The organism is Paraburkholderia franconis, from assembly GCF_009362735.1.
GTDB classification, from domain to species: domain Bacteria; phylum Pseudomonadota; class Gammaproteobacteria; order Burkholderiales; family Burkholderiaceae; genus Paraburkholderia; species Paraburkholderia franconis.
Genome location: NZ_WHNP01000114.1, coordinates 1 through 15,786, shown reverse-complemented (window position 1 = coordinate 15,786; position 15,786 = coordinate 1). Strand labels below are relative to the sequence as shown.

The window sequence follows — 15,786 nt, the reverse complement described above, 5'->3', positions numbered from 1 at the left end:
GGCCCATCGCGTCCGACGATTTGCTACAACTTTGGCGCGAGCGTAGGCGGGTCGCACGAACTCTGTCGCACCCGCCCTGGCACATGTGGCGCAGCTACGCCGAAACCCTCGATTTTCAATGTGCGCCGTCGCAATAATCGTGGCGCCCTACGCCACACACGTAGGGTGCCAGAGTAAGTGCGACTGGCGCCACAGTTGTGCGACCACGCGACAAAGTTAGTGCGACTGGCCTACAGCGCGGGTAGCTACCGTGTTACACAGTGGCAGTCGTCAACCGATTCGACGCCGCGTGGGTCATTACTGCGACGGAACCGGCCAATAGTTGCAGTTCTCGAGACCTTGGTTGCGAGATTCTTGCCAATTTTCGCGCAGATAGGTGCTGAGATATGCGCCTACACCCGCCGCAATGACCGTCATCAGAAAGGTCACCATCGCCGATCTCCTGTTGGCTACTCGCCTTCGGGGGCAAGGGCGAAATACCCGCCATGGTCGTCCAGGAAGATGATCTCCTGGGCGCTTTCAAGCAGGTCGAGTTCGGCATCAGTCACGTTGACCTCCCGCGGCCCGCCTAGCTCCACGAAAAGTTCGCCATTGTCCTGATAGAACTGCTGGACTAGCACTTTCGGCATGGTGGCTTCCCGGATGAATGATGATCTCCCCATGTGGACATCCTATTTTATCCACCAAGCGTCCTCAGATCGAGGCAACTCGCACGATGCTGTAGGCCGTCGCGGTCGTCACCAGTCGCACGCGCGTTCGCCGAAGGCGCGTGGCCCCGATGCATTCCACAATGTAGCAACCGAGGGGCGACGATGTCGTCAAGGCTGGACACGATTGACGAAACTGTCCTGCTAGAGCGCGGGATGCATCGTCGCCGGGAAGTGGTGGCACCCAGCTTTACGTTGCTACCTCGGCTGCTCCTGGGAACCAACCGACTCGCAACGCTACAAACACACCTCGCAAACGCGATTGGACCATCATACGGCCTGCGCGTACTGCCATGCCCTGTCGATCTGCCGAGACTGAGAGAGACTGTTCAATGGCATAAGTATCAGCAGCATGATCCGGCGATATCATGGTCGAAAGAGCGAATAACGGACGTTGCACGCGCTCTTCGACCGGTGCGGCGCGCGAGTAGAGTCTTGCGACGATAAACCCACAGAAGCGTCCCTCGGTAAGGCGTTTCACGTTACCGGCAATTGGGGTGAGACAGCACCGCGGCGTATGTCCGAAGCCCCTCGGAAGCCGTCATTGAGGTCGCATGGGCCGGAGTGGCCGTTTAGGGTCGGGAAGACTCGTTCATTGACGGTGAGAAGTGCCATTCGCCGACGCCGGTTCGCGAATGGCAGCAAACCAACCTGCAGCCGACGCACGCCTCCTATCTCCGAGCGTCTCCTATGGCCGAAAAGCCGGCAGCTATGCCCTGCCCTCCCGCGCTCGCGCTGCTCCTCCAGCGCTTGCCGTGATAATGCCCGGTTATCACGGCTACCGCCGACCGTCCATTCGGGATCCAAGATCACGAATTCCACAGATCCCCCCTTGTCGATACGTTATCCTAATTGCTCGTTTTTCGCTTTATGTCAAGATTTTCCGACCTCTTACTTTTATGGTGAGTTTTGAAAAATGCGCGAATCTTGGTTCTTGATCATAGGTTTCCGAAGCAAACGTATTTCGGCTCCAGGTATTCTTCAACTCCTGAATGCGCTCCCTCCCGGCCGATTCCCGATTCTTTGATCCCGCCGAATGGTGCGACTTCGTTGAAGACCAGACTATCGTTGACCCCGACCACGCCGCATTCGAGCGCCTCCATGACTCTGAAAGCACGGCTGATATCAGTCGTGTAAAAGTACGCTGCCAGGCCAGTCAGTGTGTTGTTCGCAAGGGCCACAGCCTCATCTTCATCTTTGAACTGAAGCACGCTCGCGACCGGCCCCAGAACTTCATCCCCGCACACGCTCATCTCCGGACGGACGCCAGTCAGTACAGTCGGCCGGAAGAAGTTAGATCCCACCGTGAGGCGCGAGCCACCAATGGCTACAGTCGCGCCCTCGTGCACCGCCTTGTCCACCAGATGTTCCAGCCGGGTAACCGCAGTGTCACCGATGAGTGGACCAATCTGCGCCCCCTCGACCATCCCGTCGCTTACCTTCAGCGTCGATACCTTTGCCACCAGTCGGGTAACAAAGTCTTTGAACACGTCCGTGTGCACCAGGAAACGGTTTGCGCACATGGCAGCTTGACCGGAATGCCGAAAGCGCGCGTCGACGGCGCCTTTGACGGCCAACTCAATATCGGCATCGTCGAAAACAATGAACGGGCAGTTTGCGCCCAGTTCTAACGAGACTTTTTTAACCGTTGTCGAACATACCGCCATCAATCGTTTCCCTTCCTCAATCGATCCAGTGAACGAAACCTTTTTGACACCTGCGTGCGAAGCCAGCGCGCTCCTGATGGAGTCGCCGTCCCCGGTCAAAACCGACAACACTCCGCGCGGCAAACCCGCGCTCTCACCAAGCACGCAGAGTGCTAGAGCGGAGAAAGGAGTCTGGGGATCAGGATGATGTATGACGGTACACCCAGCTGCCAGGGCTGCCCCAATACGCCTTGCCACCATCGACGATGGAAAGGTCCAGGCAGTCATCGCGGCGCACACCCCGATTGGTTGACGCAGCACGCGGATGCGCTGGCTGCGGCGAGGGGCCGGAATGTTGTCCCCGTAAATCCTCCGTGCTTCCTCAGAAAACCAGTCGAGGTAGTTCGCGGCCTGCGTGATTTCCGCGCGAGCTTCATGAAGCGGCTTCCCCTGTTCGCTGCACAGAATGATGGCCAGATCATCCCGATGACTTTCAACCAGGCGCGCCCATTCGCGCAGTACCAACGCGCGCTCCCTGCTACTCCATTCACGCCAGTCCCGGAAGGCTCCATTTGCACAGGCGACCGCCTCGTCAACCTGCTGGACAGTCACCTGGGGGACCGAGCCAATGATCTCGTGGGTCGACGGGTTGGTGACCTGCATCCTTGGCAGTGAGGTGTTATCTACCCACGAACCACCAACGTATGCCGATTGTTCGAAAAGGCTTGCACACTGCAGCTTCATGGGAAACCTCTTTTATGTTCAGCGTTTAAGTCGTCCCGCTCTGCGATTTGGCTGCTTTAGATTAACGCTTTTTCGTCTCGGTCCCTGCTTGCTGCAAATCATGGATCTTCAAACCGGCCATAAATGCACCGACCGTAACCATAGAAGCGTCCGTAGCAGATGCGAGCGTCAGTTCTTGTCCTTCAGTTCCATCAGGAGATCTTTCGCTGCTACGCGGTCTCCGGAATGTATGTGCACTGCGGCGATCTCGCAGTCGCGGTCAGCCGCGATATGCGTCTCCATCTTCATCGCTTCCAGCGCGATCAGCGTTGTGCCAGCGGAGACGCGCTGTCCGGGTTGCACTGCCACGGTGACGATCGAGCCCGGCATCGGCGCTGCGATATGCAAAGGATTCTCCGGATCGGCAACCGGTCGGCTCTTCCGTGCCGGCCCCGCCAGTATGGCCCCGCGCTGCTCGATGACGGTAGTGCGCGACTGTCCGTTCAGTTCGAACTGGACCTTCACCATGCCGTCCTCGGCGTCAATGTGCCGCCCCTGCAGCGATATGAGCAGTGTCTTGCCGGCATCGATATCGACCGCGACTTCTTCCTGCGGCTGCAGACCATACAGGAAAGCAGGCGTGGGCAGCACGGAAGTGTCACTGTAGGTGCGCAGATGCGCGTGATACTCGGCTGTCTGCTTCGGGTACATCAGGTACGAAGCGACCTGCCTGTCATCCAGTGGATGCTCGCAGGCCGCCTCTCCTTGCGCGCGCGCCGCGTCCAGGTCCACAGGCGGAAGCCGGTCTCCGGGCCGGTACGGCGCGGGCGGATCGCCCCGCAACACCTTGCGCGACAGTTCCACCGGAAACCCGTCGGGCGGGAAGCCGAGTTCGCCCTTGAACAACGACACGACCGATTCCGGAAAAGCAATTTCCTTCCCTGGATCGCACACATCGGCCGCGCTCAGATCGTTGGCCACCATCATCAACGCCATGTCGCCGACCACCTTCGAAGTCGGTGTCACCTTGACGATATCGCCGAACATGCGATTGACGTCCGCGTACGCGCACGACACTTCCGTCCAGCGATGTTCGATTCCGAGTGAGCGTGCCTGCTCTCGCAGGTTCGTGTACTGGCCGCCTGGCATTTCGTGACGGTAGACGTCGGCGGTGCCGGCTCTGATTTCCGATTCAAACGGCGCATAGTAGCGGCGCACCCCTTCCCAGTACATCGACGCCTCGTGCAGCCGTTCGAGGCTGATTCCTGGATCGCGGTCGCTGCCCGCCAGCGCTGCGGCAATGCCCGACAGATTCGGCTGCGACGTGAGGCCGCTCATCGCATCGAGCGCGCCGTCGACGGCATCGCAGCCTGCATCGATCGCGGCGAGTGCCGAAGCGGCTGAAATGCCGCTGGTGTCGTGCGTATGGAAGTGGACGGGCAACCCGGTCTCTTCCTTGAGGGCCTTCACAAGCGCCGCGGCGGCCTGCGGACGGCAGATGCCCGCCATGTCCTTGATGCCGAGAATGTGCACGCCGGCGCGCTGGAGTTCGCGCGCGATACCGACGAAGTATTTCAGGTCGTACTTCGAGCGTGAAGCGTCGAACAGATCGCCCGTATAGCAGATCGCGCCTTCACACAGCGCTCCACTTTCGCGTACCGCGTCGATCGCCACGCGCATGTTGCGCACCCAGTTCAGGGAGTCGAACACGCGGAACACGTCAACGCCTGCGCTTGCTGCCTGCTGCACGAAAAAACGAACAACATTGTCCGCGTAGTTGGTATAGCCCACAGCATTCGAGCCGCGCAGCAACATCTGGAACAGGATGTTGGGCACCCGTTCGCGCAATTGCGCAAGGCGTTCCCACGGGTCTTCTTTGAGGAAGCGCAGCGCAACGTCGAACGTTGCGCCGCCCCAGCATTCCATCGAGAAGAGCTGCGATAGCTCGCGGGCGTAGAACGGCGCGATTGGCAGCATGTCGGCGGTGCGCATACGCGTGGCGAACAGCGACTGGTGCGCATCGCGCATCGTCGTGTCGGTCAGCAGCACCTGTTTCTGGTCCAGCATCCAGCGCGCGAAATTGTCGGCGCCCAGTTCACGCAAGCGATCGCGTGTTCCCGCGGGCATTGGCGCCCCAGTGTCGACCTTGGGCATCACCGGTCGCGGCAGCGGCAATGCGGGCAGCGCCCGGCCCGTCATTTCCGGATGACCGTTGACGCTTACTTCTCCAAGGTAGCGCAACAGCTTGGTCGCACGATCGCGACGCTTCGTGAACGCGAGCAACTCCGGCGTCAGGTCGATAAAGCGCGTTGTGACATCGCCGCGCCCGAAGGCGGGATGATTGATGACGTTCTCGAGGAACTGCAGATTCGATGCGACGCCACGAATGCGGAATTCCCGCAGCGCCCGGTCCATCCGCCGGATCGACTCGGCCGCCGTCGGTGCCCACGCGGCCACCTTGACCAGCAGCGAATCGTAGTACGGGGTGATCACTGCGCCGCCGTAGGCGGTTCCCGCGTCGAGCCGCACGCCGAAGCCCGCCGCACTGCGGTACGCGGTCAGCCGTCCATAGTCTGGCAGGAAGCCATTGTCGGGATCTTCGGTCGTGATCCGGCATTGAAGCGCATGGCCGTTCAGCGGAATCTCCGCCTGCGCCGGAACGCCGGCCATACGGTCGATGATTGCGCCGTCCTGATCCAGCGCGTCTTCCGTCAGGCCTATCCTGCCGCCCTCCGTGACGCGGATCTGCGCCTTGACGATATCGACTCCGGTGATGACCTCGGTGACCGTATGCTCGACCTGGATGCGCGGGTTCACTTCGATGAAATAGAACTTGCCCGAGTCCGCATCCATCAGGTACTCAACCGTGCCGGCGTGCGTATAGCCGACCGCGCGCATCAGCCGCAGCGCCGACTCGCAGAGCGCAGTGCGGCCCGCATGGTCGAGATACGGCGCGGGTGCACGCTCGACGACCTTCTGGTTGCGCCGTTGCACCGTACAGTCGCGTTCGTACAGATGCACGAGGTTGCCGTGCGAGTCGCCGAGCACCTGTACTTCGACGTGACGTGCGTTGCGCACCAGCTTCTCCACATACACTTCGTCGTCGCCGAACGCCCCGAGCGCTTCCCGCCGGGCCGCGGCAAGCGCGGCCTCGAGATCCTGCTCGCTTTCCAGCACGCGCATGCCGCGCCCGCCGCCGCCCCAACTTGCCTTGAGCATCAGCGGATAACCGACCCCCTCCGCAAGACGCCTGCATTCATCGAGGTCGCGCGGCAATGGGTCTGTCGCTGGCATCACCGGCACGCCGGCGGCGATCGCGGCATTGCGCGCCGCGACCTTGTTGCCGAGCATGCGCATGACTTCCGGCGATGGACCGATCCAGCGTATGCCCGCGCCAATGACCGCTTGCGCAAAATCCGGATTCTCCGATAGGAAACCGTAGCCCGGATGAATGGCGTCGACTTTCGCCTGCCGTGCGATCCGCAAGACGTCGTCGATGTCGAGGTACGCAGCAAGCGGCTTTTTACCCTCACCCACAAGGTAGCTCTCATCGGCCTTGAAGCGATGCAGCGCGAGACGGTCTTCCTTCGAGTAGATGGCTACCGTACGGATGTCCATCTCAGCGGCCGCGCGCATCACACGGATCGCAATCTCGGAGCGGTTGGCGATCAGCAAGGATTTGATTGGAGCGTAGTTCATGGCTGGCGACGTGAAATGAAATTGTTCGTGTGCGGAGGTCGCTACATGAGGCACTTGCACACGACAGTCGGGTTCTTCAAGCTGGGGGCGTAAGACATGACGCACGCATGTTCTGTGGGACCGTGATAGATACCCGTTGGCATGACCCGCGCCCGCTATTGGACGCCGGCCATGGTCGACGCGTTGGCATCATTGCCACGGGACTCTCGTCGCTCATGACTGGGGGCATGCCCGAACAGCGCACGATATGCCTTGCTGAAGTGACACGGAGAATTGAACCCGCAGGTCGTTGTAACATGAGCGATCGAAGCGTCAGTGGTGCGCAGAAGGTCACGCGCACGTTTCAGGCGAAGCATCAGGTAATGATGAGTCGGAGACGTTTTCAGGTAAGCCTTGAACATACGCTGAAGGTGCCGCTGCGACAGCCCGACGAGCCGTGCGAGCTCATCGAGCGTCAATGGCTCCATGATATTCGCTTCCATCAGCCGCACAACCTCGATCAGCTCCACGCGCGAAAAGCCAATTCGTGCGTCCACGGGGATCGGCTGTGGATCACTCGCGCCGCGGATACGCTCCAGAATGAACTGTTCCGACACCTTCGTGGCGAGTTGCTGGCCAAAGCGTTCACCGACGAGGTTCAACATCAGGTCGAGTGGCGCTGTACCGCCAGTGCAGGTAAGCCGGTCGCGATCGACGACAAACAGTTCGTCGGCAAAACGCACCTGTGGGAACTCCGCGTTCAATGCGGACAAGCTCTCCCAGTGCACGCTGCAGCGGTAGCCGTCGAGCAAGCCGCTCGACATCAACGCATACGCGCCGGTACATATACCCCCACGTGGCAGTCCGCGTTCGGCCAAGGTCGCCAGTGTGGTGCGCGCGTCGTGGTCGATTGCGTCGCGGATGCCGACTCCGCCACAGACCATCATCACATCTGGCAAATGGTCGAGATCCAGTTCTTGCGTCGGCCGTACCGAGATTCCGTTACTCGCCTGCACCGGCGCGCCGTCGAGCGTAAATATCGACCACCGGTAGTGGTCGGCGCGGCCGAGATAGTTCGCCATGCGCAGGACTTCAACCGCGTTCGAAAATGCAATCATGGAGAAATTCGGCAACACCAGAAAGCCGAAGTGTGCAAGGGATGAGACCGTGGAAGCGCAGGCAACGGGCTCAACAGCCACGGATGTCACATCGATCTCCTAACGAACAGTTACACGGATCCGGGCCCCCGCACCTGCGCACTGCACATGCTGGCGCCCGGCTAATGGATGCGCAGACCGTCTGAATCAGATCAGCCTTCAGACATTCAGGCCCCGGCGGTTGTCGCGCGGATTCGAAACAGCTGCCTGACGCTCGAAAAGAGCGGTGACTTTGCAGCGCCTGGCGCCCGGCCAAAGCTCTCGGTGATACGGTCAAGGACAATTGCAAGCAGCACAACCGACAGGCCGCTTTCAAAACCCAGACCAATGTCGAGACGTTGGATACTGGCAAGCACATCGTTGCCGAGACCACCCGCGCCAACCATGGATGCGATGATCACCATCGACAGTGCCATCATGATCGTTTGATTTACGCCTTGCATGATTGAGGGCAATGCGTTGGGAATCTGGACCTTGTAGAGCAACTGCCATGACGTGCACCCGAATGCGTGCCCGGCCTCGACGATCTCGCGATTGACGTGCCGGATACCAAGGCTCGTCAGCCGCACAGCCGGGGGCATCGCGAAGATTACGGTCGACAGAATGCCTGGCACGCGTCCGAGACCGAAAAGCATCGCCGCAGGAATCAGGTAGACGAAGGCTGGCATCGTCTGCATCAGGTCGAGGACCGGGCGCACGGTAGCCGTGACCAGTTTGCTCTTCGCTGCCCAGATGCCAATTGGTATGCCGAGCAGGAGGCTGATGATTGTCGAAGACAGCGTCAGTCCGAGCGTGATGACCGTCTGGTCCCAGAATCCCGTCCCATAGATCAGCAGCAACGACGCGGCTGTGAACAGAGCAAAGCGCCAGCCCACGCGCCACAGTCCGATAACGACGAAAAACGCGATCATCGGCCACATCGGCACGGCCTGGAGGCCGTGCTCCACGAGCGCTGCGAGGCCCTCGATAGCACGACCGACCGCGTCGAACGCCTTCGCGTCATGATCAAGAAGATAGTGAACCGAATGATCAACCCAACTACCGAGCGGAATGGATTCAGACATGGGAACCTCGCGAACGGGTAATGGCCTTCAGGATGAGCGCACGATCGACCGAACCGCAGTAACTGCCGTCGTTGTCCACAACAGGCAGTGCATTCGGGCTTGCGACAACGCGCGCGACGACATGGTCGAGTGACGCGTCGCGCCGGATGCTTTCGACGGGGCGAACGCCCGTGGCACCATCGCCATTTCCATCGCGGGTGATAACGCCACATATCTTGCGTTGCGCGTCGAACACGAACGCGCAACCTGCGCTTCCATCGAGCTTCGACATGGCGTTCGCGGCGTCAAGCTTCGAGACTAACGGTACGGCACCCGTCTGCATCAGATCGCCCGCGGTCAGGTAGCGGCTGGTGTCAATGCCATGAAAGAACGCCCGAACGTAGTCGTCGGCCGGATTAGCGATGATGTCCTTCGGTGTACCCACCTGCACAAGCCGCCCGCCTTCCATGATGGCGATCCTGTTACCGATGCGTAGCGCTTCCTCAAGATCGTGCGACACGAACATGATTGTGCGGCGGTGCTCCTTCTGCAACTGCAGCAGTACGTCCTGCATCTCCTTGCGCTTGAGCGGATCGAGTGCGGAGAACGCCTCGTCCATAATCATCAGCGACGGGTTCACGGCTAGCGCACGGGCGAGGCCGACGCGCTGCTGCATGCCACCCGACAGTTCCGATGGCAGCTTCTGCGAAAATGTCGCGAGTCCGACCTGTTCGAGTACCTCCATCGCGCGACGTTCTCGCTCCCTTCGTCCGACGCCCGCAACTTCAAGACCGAACGCCGCGTTCGATAGCACAGTGCGTTGCGGCATCAGGGCAAAGGACTGGAACACCATACTCATGTCTTTTCGGCGCAGGGCTGTGAGTTGCCCGCGCGACACCGCCGCGACATCGCGTCCGTCAATCAATACCTTGCCAGCAGTGGGCTCAACCAGCCGGTTGACGAGACGGATCAGCGTCGACTTGCCAGAGCCGGACAGGCCCATTAGCACGAAAATCTCCCCTTCGCGCACATCAAACGATACATCGTGGACACCGATTACCTGACCCGTACGCTTGAACACTTCATCCTTCGTTGCGCCGGCAGCAAGCATGTCGAGCGCCTGCCGTGGGTTGTCTCCGAACACCTTGCATAGTCTCTCGACTACGACCTTGGGGGATTGCATCGAAACCGTCTCCTCATGTAGCTGGCATTTACACATCGCGCCGCGATGCCTACATATTTGCCAAAAAAAACAAGGGCCTGGCGGTGCATTGCGACCCATGCTTGCGCAATTGCGACACGGCATCTGGAAACTACCGGTTAGTTACAATCAAAGCAGAGCAAACCGAGGCGCGATGAAGTGGTACTGCTGAACGGGGTCCGTGCGGTTGTGAGCTGGGTAACGGCCACATAAAAGACACGTTGCATCTGCCGCCACTGACACGGGCCGCATCTGATAGCCGAGGCGATGATGCCCGCGACGAGTCTGGCGTTGCGACGCGGTAGCCCAACCTTCGATCTGATCGAGCTTCGCCGTCGTCTTGTCATCGGCGAACGCCGAAGCGCCGAACGTCAGCAGCGCGGAAATGCACCAGGTTTTCGGGGAATTGCACGTTCGGGCAAAAGCGTCTATTCCTCTTCAGATTCACTCGACTCGCGAGCTGACTTCGTTTAGGCGACCCGCGGTACTGCGACGCATTCTGATTTATCGGTAACCAGATCCGATAGAGGGTTGCGACGGCAGAGCAACGCCATGCGCCGATTGAATTCACACTAACAGATGCAACCGTTGTGCTTCGTCCCGACCAGCCCGGAAATACGTTTGAACTTACACGTCTCGCTATGTCCTGGGTGCCCGATGCACGCAAACGTACTTCCGCCAGGAGCGTGGCCCCCGTCGCTCGCGACATTCGAGAGATGTTGTTCCACTGCGGGCAAGCGTGCACAGTCCTGCCTGATCCGTCCCGGATCTCTCTTGAAGAGCCTGCGCGCCGGTGGAACACGAACAATCGGCCGGTTACACTGGCAACGCGGACACGCGCGCAGCGCATCCGCATCGCCTTGAAATGCCCGTCAGAGCGCCTTAGAGAAGAACGGTCATTGTGCTCCGCCCACCCAGCTGTTCACGCGATCGCCGTGTGCGGCGATCCACGATCCTGCTGCGTCGGCAGGCTTCGCGCCGTTCTCCGTCGCCAGCATCACGCTGTCGATTTCACCCGGCTTCCATTGAAATTTCTTCAGAAACGCGACCACCTGGGGAGCCTTGGTATCGAGACCCGGATTGACGACGCTGTCCACGTGCTCAGATTCGCCATAGACCTTCTTCGGGTCTTCGAGGAACTTCAGCTTCCACTTTGCAAACATCCAGTGCGGTACCCATCCCGTGACGATCACGGGCTTATTGGCATTCATCGAACGCGCAAGTTCCGCAGTCATTGCACTGCCCGAGCTCGGCATCAACTGATAGTCGAGGTTATAGGCCTTGATCGCTTCAGCCGTCTTCTTCATCACGCCTGCACCGGCGTCGATACCGACAATGCGGCCCGAGAAGTCCGCCTTGTGCGCCGCCAAGTCGGAGATGCTCTTTTCCGGCACGTCGGCAGGCACGATCAGGCCGATCTTCGCATCCGTATAGTTGGCGCCCAGGTCCTGCACTTTGCCCTTGAACTGCTCCCAGTAAGCACCATGCGTGACGGGTAGCCATGCGGACAGCGTCGCATCGAGGTCACCGCGCGCGACGCCCTGCCACATGATGCCCGCCGCCACGGGCACGAGCTGCACCGGATAGCCGAGGCGCTTTTCGATGATCTGCGCGGCGACGTTCGATGTCGCCACGCTGTCGTCCCAGCCCTCGACATAGCCGATCTTGATCGTCGGTTTCGTGTCCGCGGTTGCCGTTCCGATAGCGCTCATCGTCGCGATCAGCGCCCCACACAACATCAGTTTCTTCAGGTGCTTCATGGTCGAACTCCTTGTGGCCGCATGCGCGGAAGAACTTTAGAATCGCCAACCAGAATGCATCAAGTGGTAGGCCTTGCGACGTTTACCTGTCTGTATGCGACGATTTGAGATCCGCGCGGAACGACCCAACCCGTCAATTATTTATCGACGACGAGATCGCTCAACGGCTTGCTGCAACACAACAGCACCATTCCCTGGTCGATTTCGCGCTGACGGATGCCGCCGTTGTGCTTCATATCCACCTGCCCTGAGACGAGCTTCACCTTGCACGTACCGCACATGCCCTGCGTGCAGGACGACGGCAGTCGAACGCCCGCCTGACGTGCGGCATCCAGTACGTGCTGTGACGAATTGCATTCGACCGAGCGGTTGCTGCGCGAAAACGTCACCGAGAAAGTCTGCATGCGCTCAGACGCGCCGTTTGAATGACTGGCGCCCACCTTCCCTTCAGCTTCAAGTACTTCCGCCGCGGCTTCCGGTTCGTTTTCGATCAGCGTCTCGAAGGAGAAACTTTCTTCGTGATACTGCTTGCGATCAAAGCCCGCTTCGTCGAGCAGATCGCGCACCGCCTTCATGTACGGCGCAGGGCCACATGTGAAAATCTCACGCTCCATGAAATCCGGTGCGATCAGCTTCAGCAGTGGCAGCGTCAGAAAACCGGTGATGCCAGCCCAGTTCGTGCGCGCGCCGACACGCTCGCACACGAATGACGTTCTGAAGTTGGTCTGATTCGCCGCGATCAGATCAAGCTCGCGCGCGAAAATGATGTCGTCTGGCGTGCGCGCGCTGTGGACGAACACGATGTCACGGTCCTCGACGAGATCGTGGTGTGCGCGACTCATCGACATCAACGGTGTGATACCCGAACCTGCGGACAGGAACAGGTACTTGTGCGCGGGGTGGCGCGCACAAGTAAATTCCCCAGCCGGTCCGAGTACGCGGACCGACGTGCCCGGTTGCAGGTTTTCATGCAGCCAGTTCGACACCTTGCCACCAGGCGTGCGCTTGACCGTGATCGACATGGTGTGCGGCCGTGCAGGCGACGACGAAATCGTATAGCAGCGATTGATCGTGTCGCCGTCGACCTCCAGCTCGAGCGTGATGAACTGCCCTGGCTGGAACGAAAACGCGCGGCCCTGCGGTGACCGGAAAAAGAAGCTTTTCACGTCGTGCGTCTCTTGCCGCACGTGGCAGCACACCAACGTCTCCTCGACGTCACCCGTCCAGCGCTCACGAAGTGCGCTCCAGAATGCCGGTCGCGTGACTCTGCTGCTCGCTGGATCGAAATCTGCCGCGTCTCGCATCATGTAACACTCCGCTCTTCACACTATTTGCTATGCGCCGATCTTTTCAGCAAGCCGGCCGATGTACCAGGCCGCGAATTTTTCCACTAGTCCCTCCGTGTACGGTGAATACGGGCCAGGCTCGTAGGCGCTGCTCGCCGAGCCACGCTGCGAATACTCGACGAGCGTGCGGTCCTGGTCGTTGGTCGCGTTCCAGACGGCCGTGAGGTTTTTCACGTCGTAATCGACGCCCTCTTGCGCGTCCTTGTGCACGAGCCACTTCGTGCGCACGAGCGTCTCGCCCGCCGACAGAGGAATCACCGAGAACGTCACGATGTGATCGCTCATGAAGTGATGCCACGAATTCGGCTGCGTCCAGAACGACAGACCGCCCAGATCGGCTTGCTCGAATTTGCCGAGCAGTTTCTTCGACGCGACCTTCGCGTCGAGCGTCTGCGATTCGCCGCTGCGATCGAGCGGCAAGCGCTGCGTACGGAAGCCGGTCGTGTCAAGCAGCTTCTCGATCTCGGCCGAAGGCAGGTTCATCTTTTCCCACTCTTTCGCGCGCTCGATGCAGGTGCGCACGAACGCATCCATGCCTTCCGCGTTGGCGGGCGAGCGCTGATAGCCGAAGCCGTATTCGTAGAGGGAAATGGTCAGCTCAGGATGGTTCGCGACGCAGTGGTAGCACTCGCGGTTGTTCTCCATCGTGAGCTTCCAGTTGCCCTTTTCGATGATGTCGATCTGCGCGGCGATCTTGCAATCCGCGAGGTGGTGCGGCAGCAGATACGGTTCCATCGCGGCGCGCATCGCGGCGAAATCGACGGGCGGATTCTCGGCGAGGCACACGAAAATCAGGCCCGCGAGATTCTCAGCATGCACGCTTTTCAGGCTGTGCTTGCAGCGGTCGAACTGCTCGCCCATGTGCTCGGCGAACATCAGCTCGCCCGTCAGGTTGTAGGTCCAGCTGTGATACGGGCAAACAATATTGCCGACGGAACCCTTGTCTTCGTTGCACAGGCGAGCGCCGCGATGGCGGCACACATTATGGAACGCGCGCACCTGCATGTCGTCGTCGCGCACGATCAGGATCGAGTCGTTGCCGAGCTCGGCGGTGACATAGTCGCCCGGCTCGGGAACATCCGGCTCGACGGCCACCTGAATCCAGTGCTGGCGGAAGATCGCGTCCATATCGAGCGCGTAGATTTCTTCGCTCTGGTAAAAAGGCGCCTCAAGACTGTAGCCCGCTTTGCGACGCTCCACCAGCGCGCGAATATTTGCTGATACGTTCATGGTTTGCTCCGCATTCTGTTTATCGCTGTTTCTCTCAGGCCCAGCAAAGTCAATAATCGACGAGTTGATGCTCGCGCAGATAGCCCAGGATCATTTGTGCTTTTTCGACCGCAGTCCCTTCTATTACGACGCTGCCGCCCCGACTTTCCGTGGTTGTCGCAGAGAGCATGCGGGCATGGCCAGAGCGCTTTTCTGCAGCCGCCAGCCTGACCGGCTTTCGCTCTACCGGGCCAAGGGTCCACGCGTCGGCTTCACCGTCGACTAAGCGCGATACCTGCACCGGTCTTATCTTCCCGGAGCGCATCCGCGCATACGCGTAGCGCGGACGCGCGTTCGCGAGCGGATGCACGGCGACAACAGCCGGCAGTGTCGCCGCGACCCTGCGGCGCAGGCCTTTCGGCAGGAACTGCCGGATGACCGCGCGACCGTCCGAGACATCGACATCGACGGCTGTACCGATAAGCGCACGACCGAGAGCTGCCGCAATCCCGTAGGGCAGCATTCCGGTATCGAACGCGCCCTCGGCTCGGGTACCCGTCAATACAAGGTCGTAATCCCGCACGCGCGTAGAGAGTGCGCGCACTTTGTCTTCATCTGCGGCGCATGTCAGAACCTCAACTTCGCGCGCGCCAAGCGCGAGGTAGTCAACAAGCGCCGGGTCGGCTGCGTCGCCTGCATGGATTACGTCGAGCAGCGCATGATGCTTCGCGGCGAGCCTTTGACCGATCTCGAGCGCGGCCGCGTCATTGCGGCTGTACCGGGGCGCGCCACTCACAGGATGCCGACCCGTTGAGACGAGGACGGCGATGCGGTGCAACTGGAAGGCGGCGTTCATGCTGCAACTCCTGCTGGTTTGGGTGCGCCAGCCGCGGATGGCGTTTGTCCGCGCGTCGCGCGTGCGCGTTGCACCTGTTCGATCAGCGACGCGATGGTCGCTTGCGTATCGCCGATGATCGTGAGGTTCGCGCGCTTGACGATGGGCGCGCTGCCGTCCAGGTTCACCGCGATCACATGGCGGCAATCCTTGATGCCCTGCAGGTGCTGCACCGCGCCCGAAATGCCGAACGCGATATAAACGCTCGCCTCGACCGTCTTGCCCGTCGCGCCGATCTGCTTGTCGCGCGTGAACATGCCGTTGTCGACGGCGACACGGCTCGCGCCAATCGCCGCGCCGAACGTGCTCGCGAGCTTCTCGAACGCAGCGACGTCGTTGACGCCGTTGCCCGCCGATACGATGAAGTCCGCTTCTTCGAGCGCGACCTGCGCGGCGTCTATTTCCTCGATGCCGAGATCGC

The 15,786-nt window shown here is 60.4% G+C and carries 11 protein-coding genes and 1 pseudogene; all 12 read right to left on the bottom strand.

The features are described from left to right. Positions 1–297: 297 nt before the first annotated feature. Positions 298–432 carry a hypothetical protein gene (locus GCT13_RS50720; protein WP_265335343.1) on the bottom strand — a complete coding sequence of 45 codons (135 nt, stop codon included), beginning with the start codon at positions 430–432 and terminating at the stop codon, positions 298–300. A gap of 17 nt (positions 433–449) precedes the next feature. Next, positions 450–629, bottom strand: a complete 180-nt coding sequence (locus tag GCT13_RS44015; RefSeq protein WP_152766542.1) for a hypothetical protein — start codon at positions 627–629, stop codon at positions 450–452. 1,016 nt (positions 630–1,645) lie between these two features. Continuing rightward, complete coding sequence (locus GCT13_RS44010; protein WP_152768002.1) at positions 1,646–3,097, bottom strand: NAD-dependent succinate-semialdehyde dehydrogenase; 1,452 nt, start codon at positions 3,095–3,097, stop codon at positions 1,646–1,648. Between the two features lie 168 nt (positions 3,098–3,265). After that, positions 3,266–6,775 (bottom strand): pyruvate carboxylase, encoded by a 3,510-nt coding sequence (locus GCT13_RS44005; RefSeq protein ID WP_152768001.1) that lies wholly within the window; start codon positions 6,773–6,775, stop codon positions 3,266–3,268. Between the two features lie 155 nt (positions 6,776–6,930). Further along, positions 6,931–7,962 carry a GlxA family transcriptional regulator gene (locus tag GCT13_RS44000; protein WP_321575019.1) on the bottom strand — a complete coding sequence of 344 codons (1,032 nt, stop codon included), beginning with the start codon at positions 7,960–7,962 and terminating at the stop codon, positions 6,931–6,933. 116 nt (positions 7,963–8,078) lie between these two features. Beyond that, the gene (choW, locus tag GCT13_RS43995) at positions 8,079–8,975 is read right to left on the bottom strand and encodes a choline ABC transporter permease subunit (RefSeq protein ID WP_152768000.1); all 897 of its coding nucleotides are present in this window, start codon (positions 8,973–8,975) and stop codon (positions 8,079–8,081) included. Then, positions 8,968–10,254 (bottom strand): annotated as a pseudogene (locus GCT13_RS43990) (quaternary amine ABC transporter ATP-binding protein); the annotation flags it as partial. The gene choW and the pseudogene GCT13_RS43990, both read right to left, overlap by 8 nt. 797 nt (positions 10,255–11,051) lie before the next feature. Next, positions 11,052–11,915: a glycine betaine ABC transporter substrate-binding protein gene (locus tag GCT13_RS43985; RefSeq protein ID WP_152767999.1), complete on the bottom strand. Its 864-nt coding sequence runs from the start codon at positions 11,913–11,915 to the stop codon at positions 11,052–11,054. Positions 11,916–12,052: 137 nt separating this feature from the next. Beyond that, on the bottom strand, positions 12,053–13,222 hold the full coding sequence (locus tag GCT13_RS43980) for a hybrid-cluster NAD(P)-dependent oxidoreductase (RefSeq protein WP_152767998.1): 1,170 nt from the start codon (positions 13,220–13,222) through the stop codon (positions 12,053–12,055). Between the two features lie 27 nt (positions 13,223–13,249). Further along, positions 13,250–14,491, bottom strand: coding sequence for an aromatic ring-hydroxylating oxygenase subunit alpha (locus tag GCT13_RS43975; protein WP_152767997.1), 1,242 nt, complete (start codon positions 14,489–14,491; stop codon positions 13,250–13,252). Positions 14,492–14,540: 49 nt separating this feature from the next. Beyond that, complete coding sequence (locus tag GCT13_RS43970) at positions 14,541–15,326, bottom strand: electron transfer flavoprotein subunit beta/FixA family protein (RefSeq protein WP_152767996.1); 786 nt, start codon at positions 15,324–15,326, stop codon at positions 14,541–14,543. Continuing rightward, positions 15,323–15,786: FAD-binding protein (locus GCT13_RS43965; RefSeq protein WP_193727942.1), on the bottom strand; the 464-nt coding region annotated here is incomplete at its 5' end. The genes GCT13_RS43970 and GCT13_RS43965, both read right to left, overlap by 4 nt.

Excerpts from the sequence above, each read along its gene's own strand:
- GCT13_RS50720 (WP_265335343.1), bottom strand. The coding sequence starts at position 432 with ATGGTGACCTTTCTGATGACGGTCATTGCGGCGGGTGTAGGCGCATAT.
- GCT13_RS43985 (WP_152767999.1), bottom strand. The coding sequence starts at position 11,915 with ATGAAGCACCTGAAGAAACTGATGTTGTGTGGGGCGCTGATCGCGACG.
- GCT13_RS44015 (WP_152766542.1), bottom strand. The coding sequence starts at position 629 with ATGCCGAAAGTGCTAGTCCAGCAGTTCTATCAGGACAATGGCGAACTT.
- GCT13_RS43980 (WP_152767998.1), bottom strand. The coding sequence starts at position 13,222 with ATGATGCGAGACGCGGCAGATTTCGATCCAGCGAGCAGCAGAGTCACG.
- GCT13_RS44010 (WP_152768002.1), bottom strand. The coding sequence starts at position 3,097 with ATGAAGCTGCAGTGTGCAAGCCTTTTCGAACAATCGGCATACGTTGGT.
- GCT13_RS44005 (WP_152768001.1), bottom strand. The coding sequence starts at position 6,775 with ATGAACTACGCTCCAATCAAATCCTTGCTGATCGCCAACCGCTCCGAG.
- GCT13_RS43975 (WP_152767997.1), bottom strand. The coding sequence starts at position 14,491 with ATGAACGTATCAGCAAATATTCGCGCGCTGGTGGAGCGTCGCAAAGCG.
- GCT13_RS43970 (WP_152767996.1), bottom strand. The coding sequence starts at position 15,326 with ATGAACGCCGCCTTCCAGTTGCACCGCATCGCCGTCCTCGTCTCAACG.
- choW (WP_152768000.1), bottom strand. The coding sequence starts at position 8,975 with ATGTCTGAATCCATTCCGCTCGGTAGTTGGGTTGATCATTCGGTTCAC.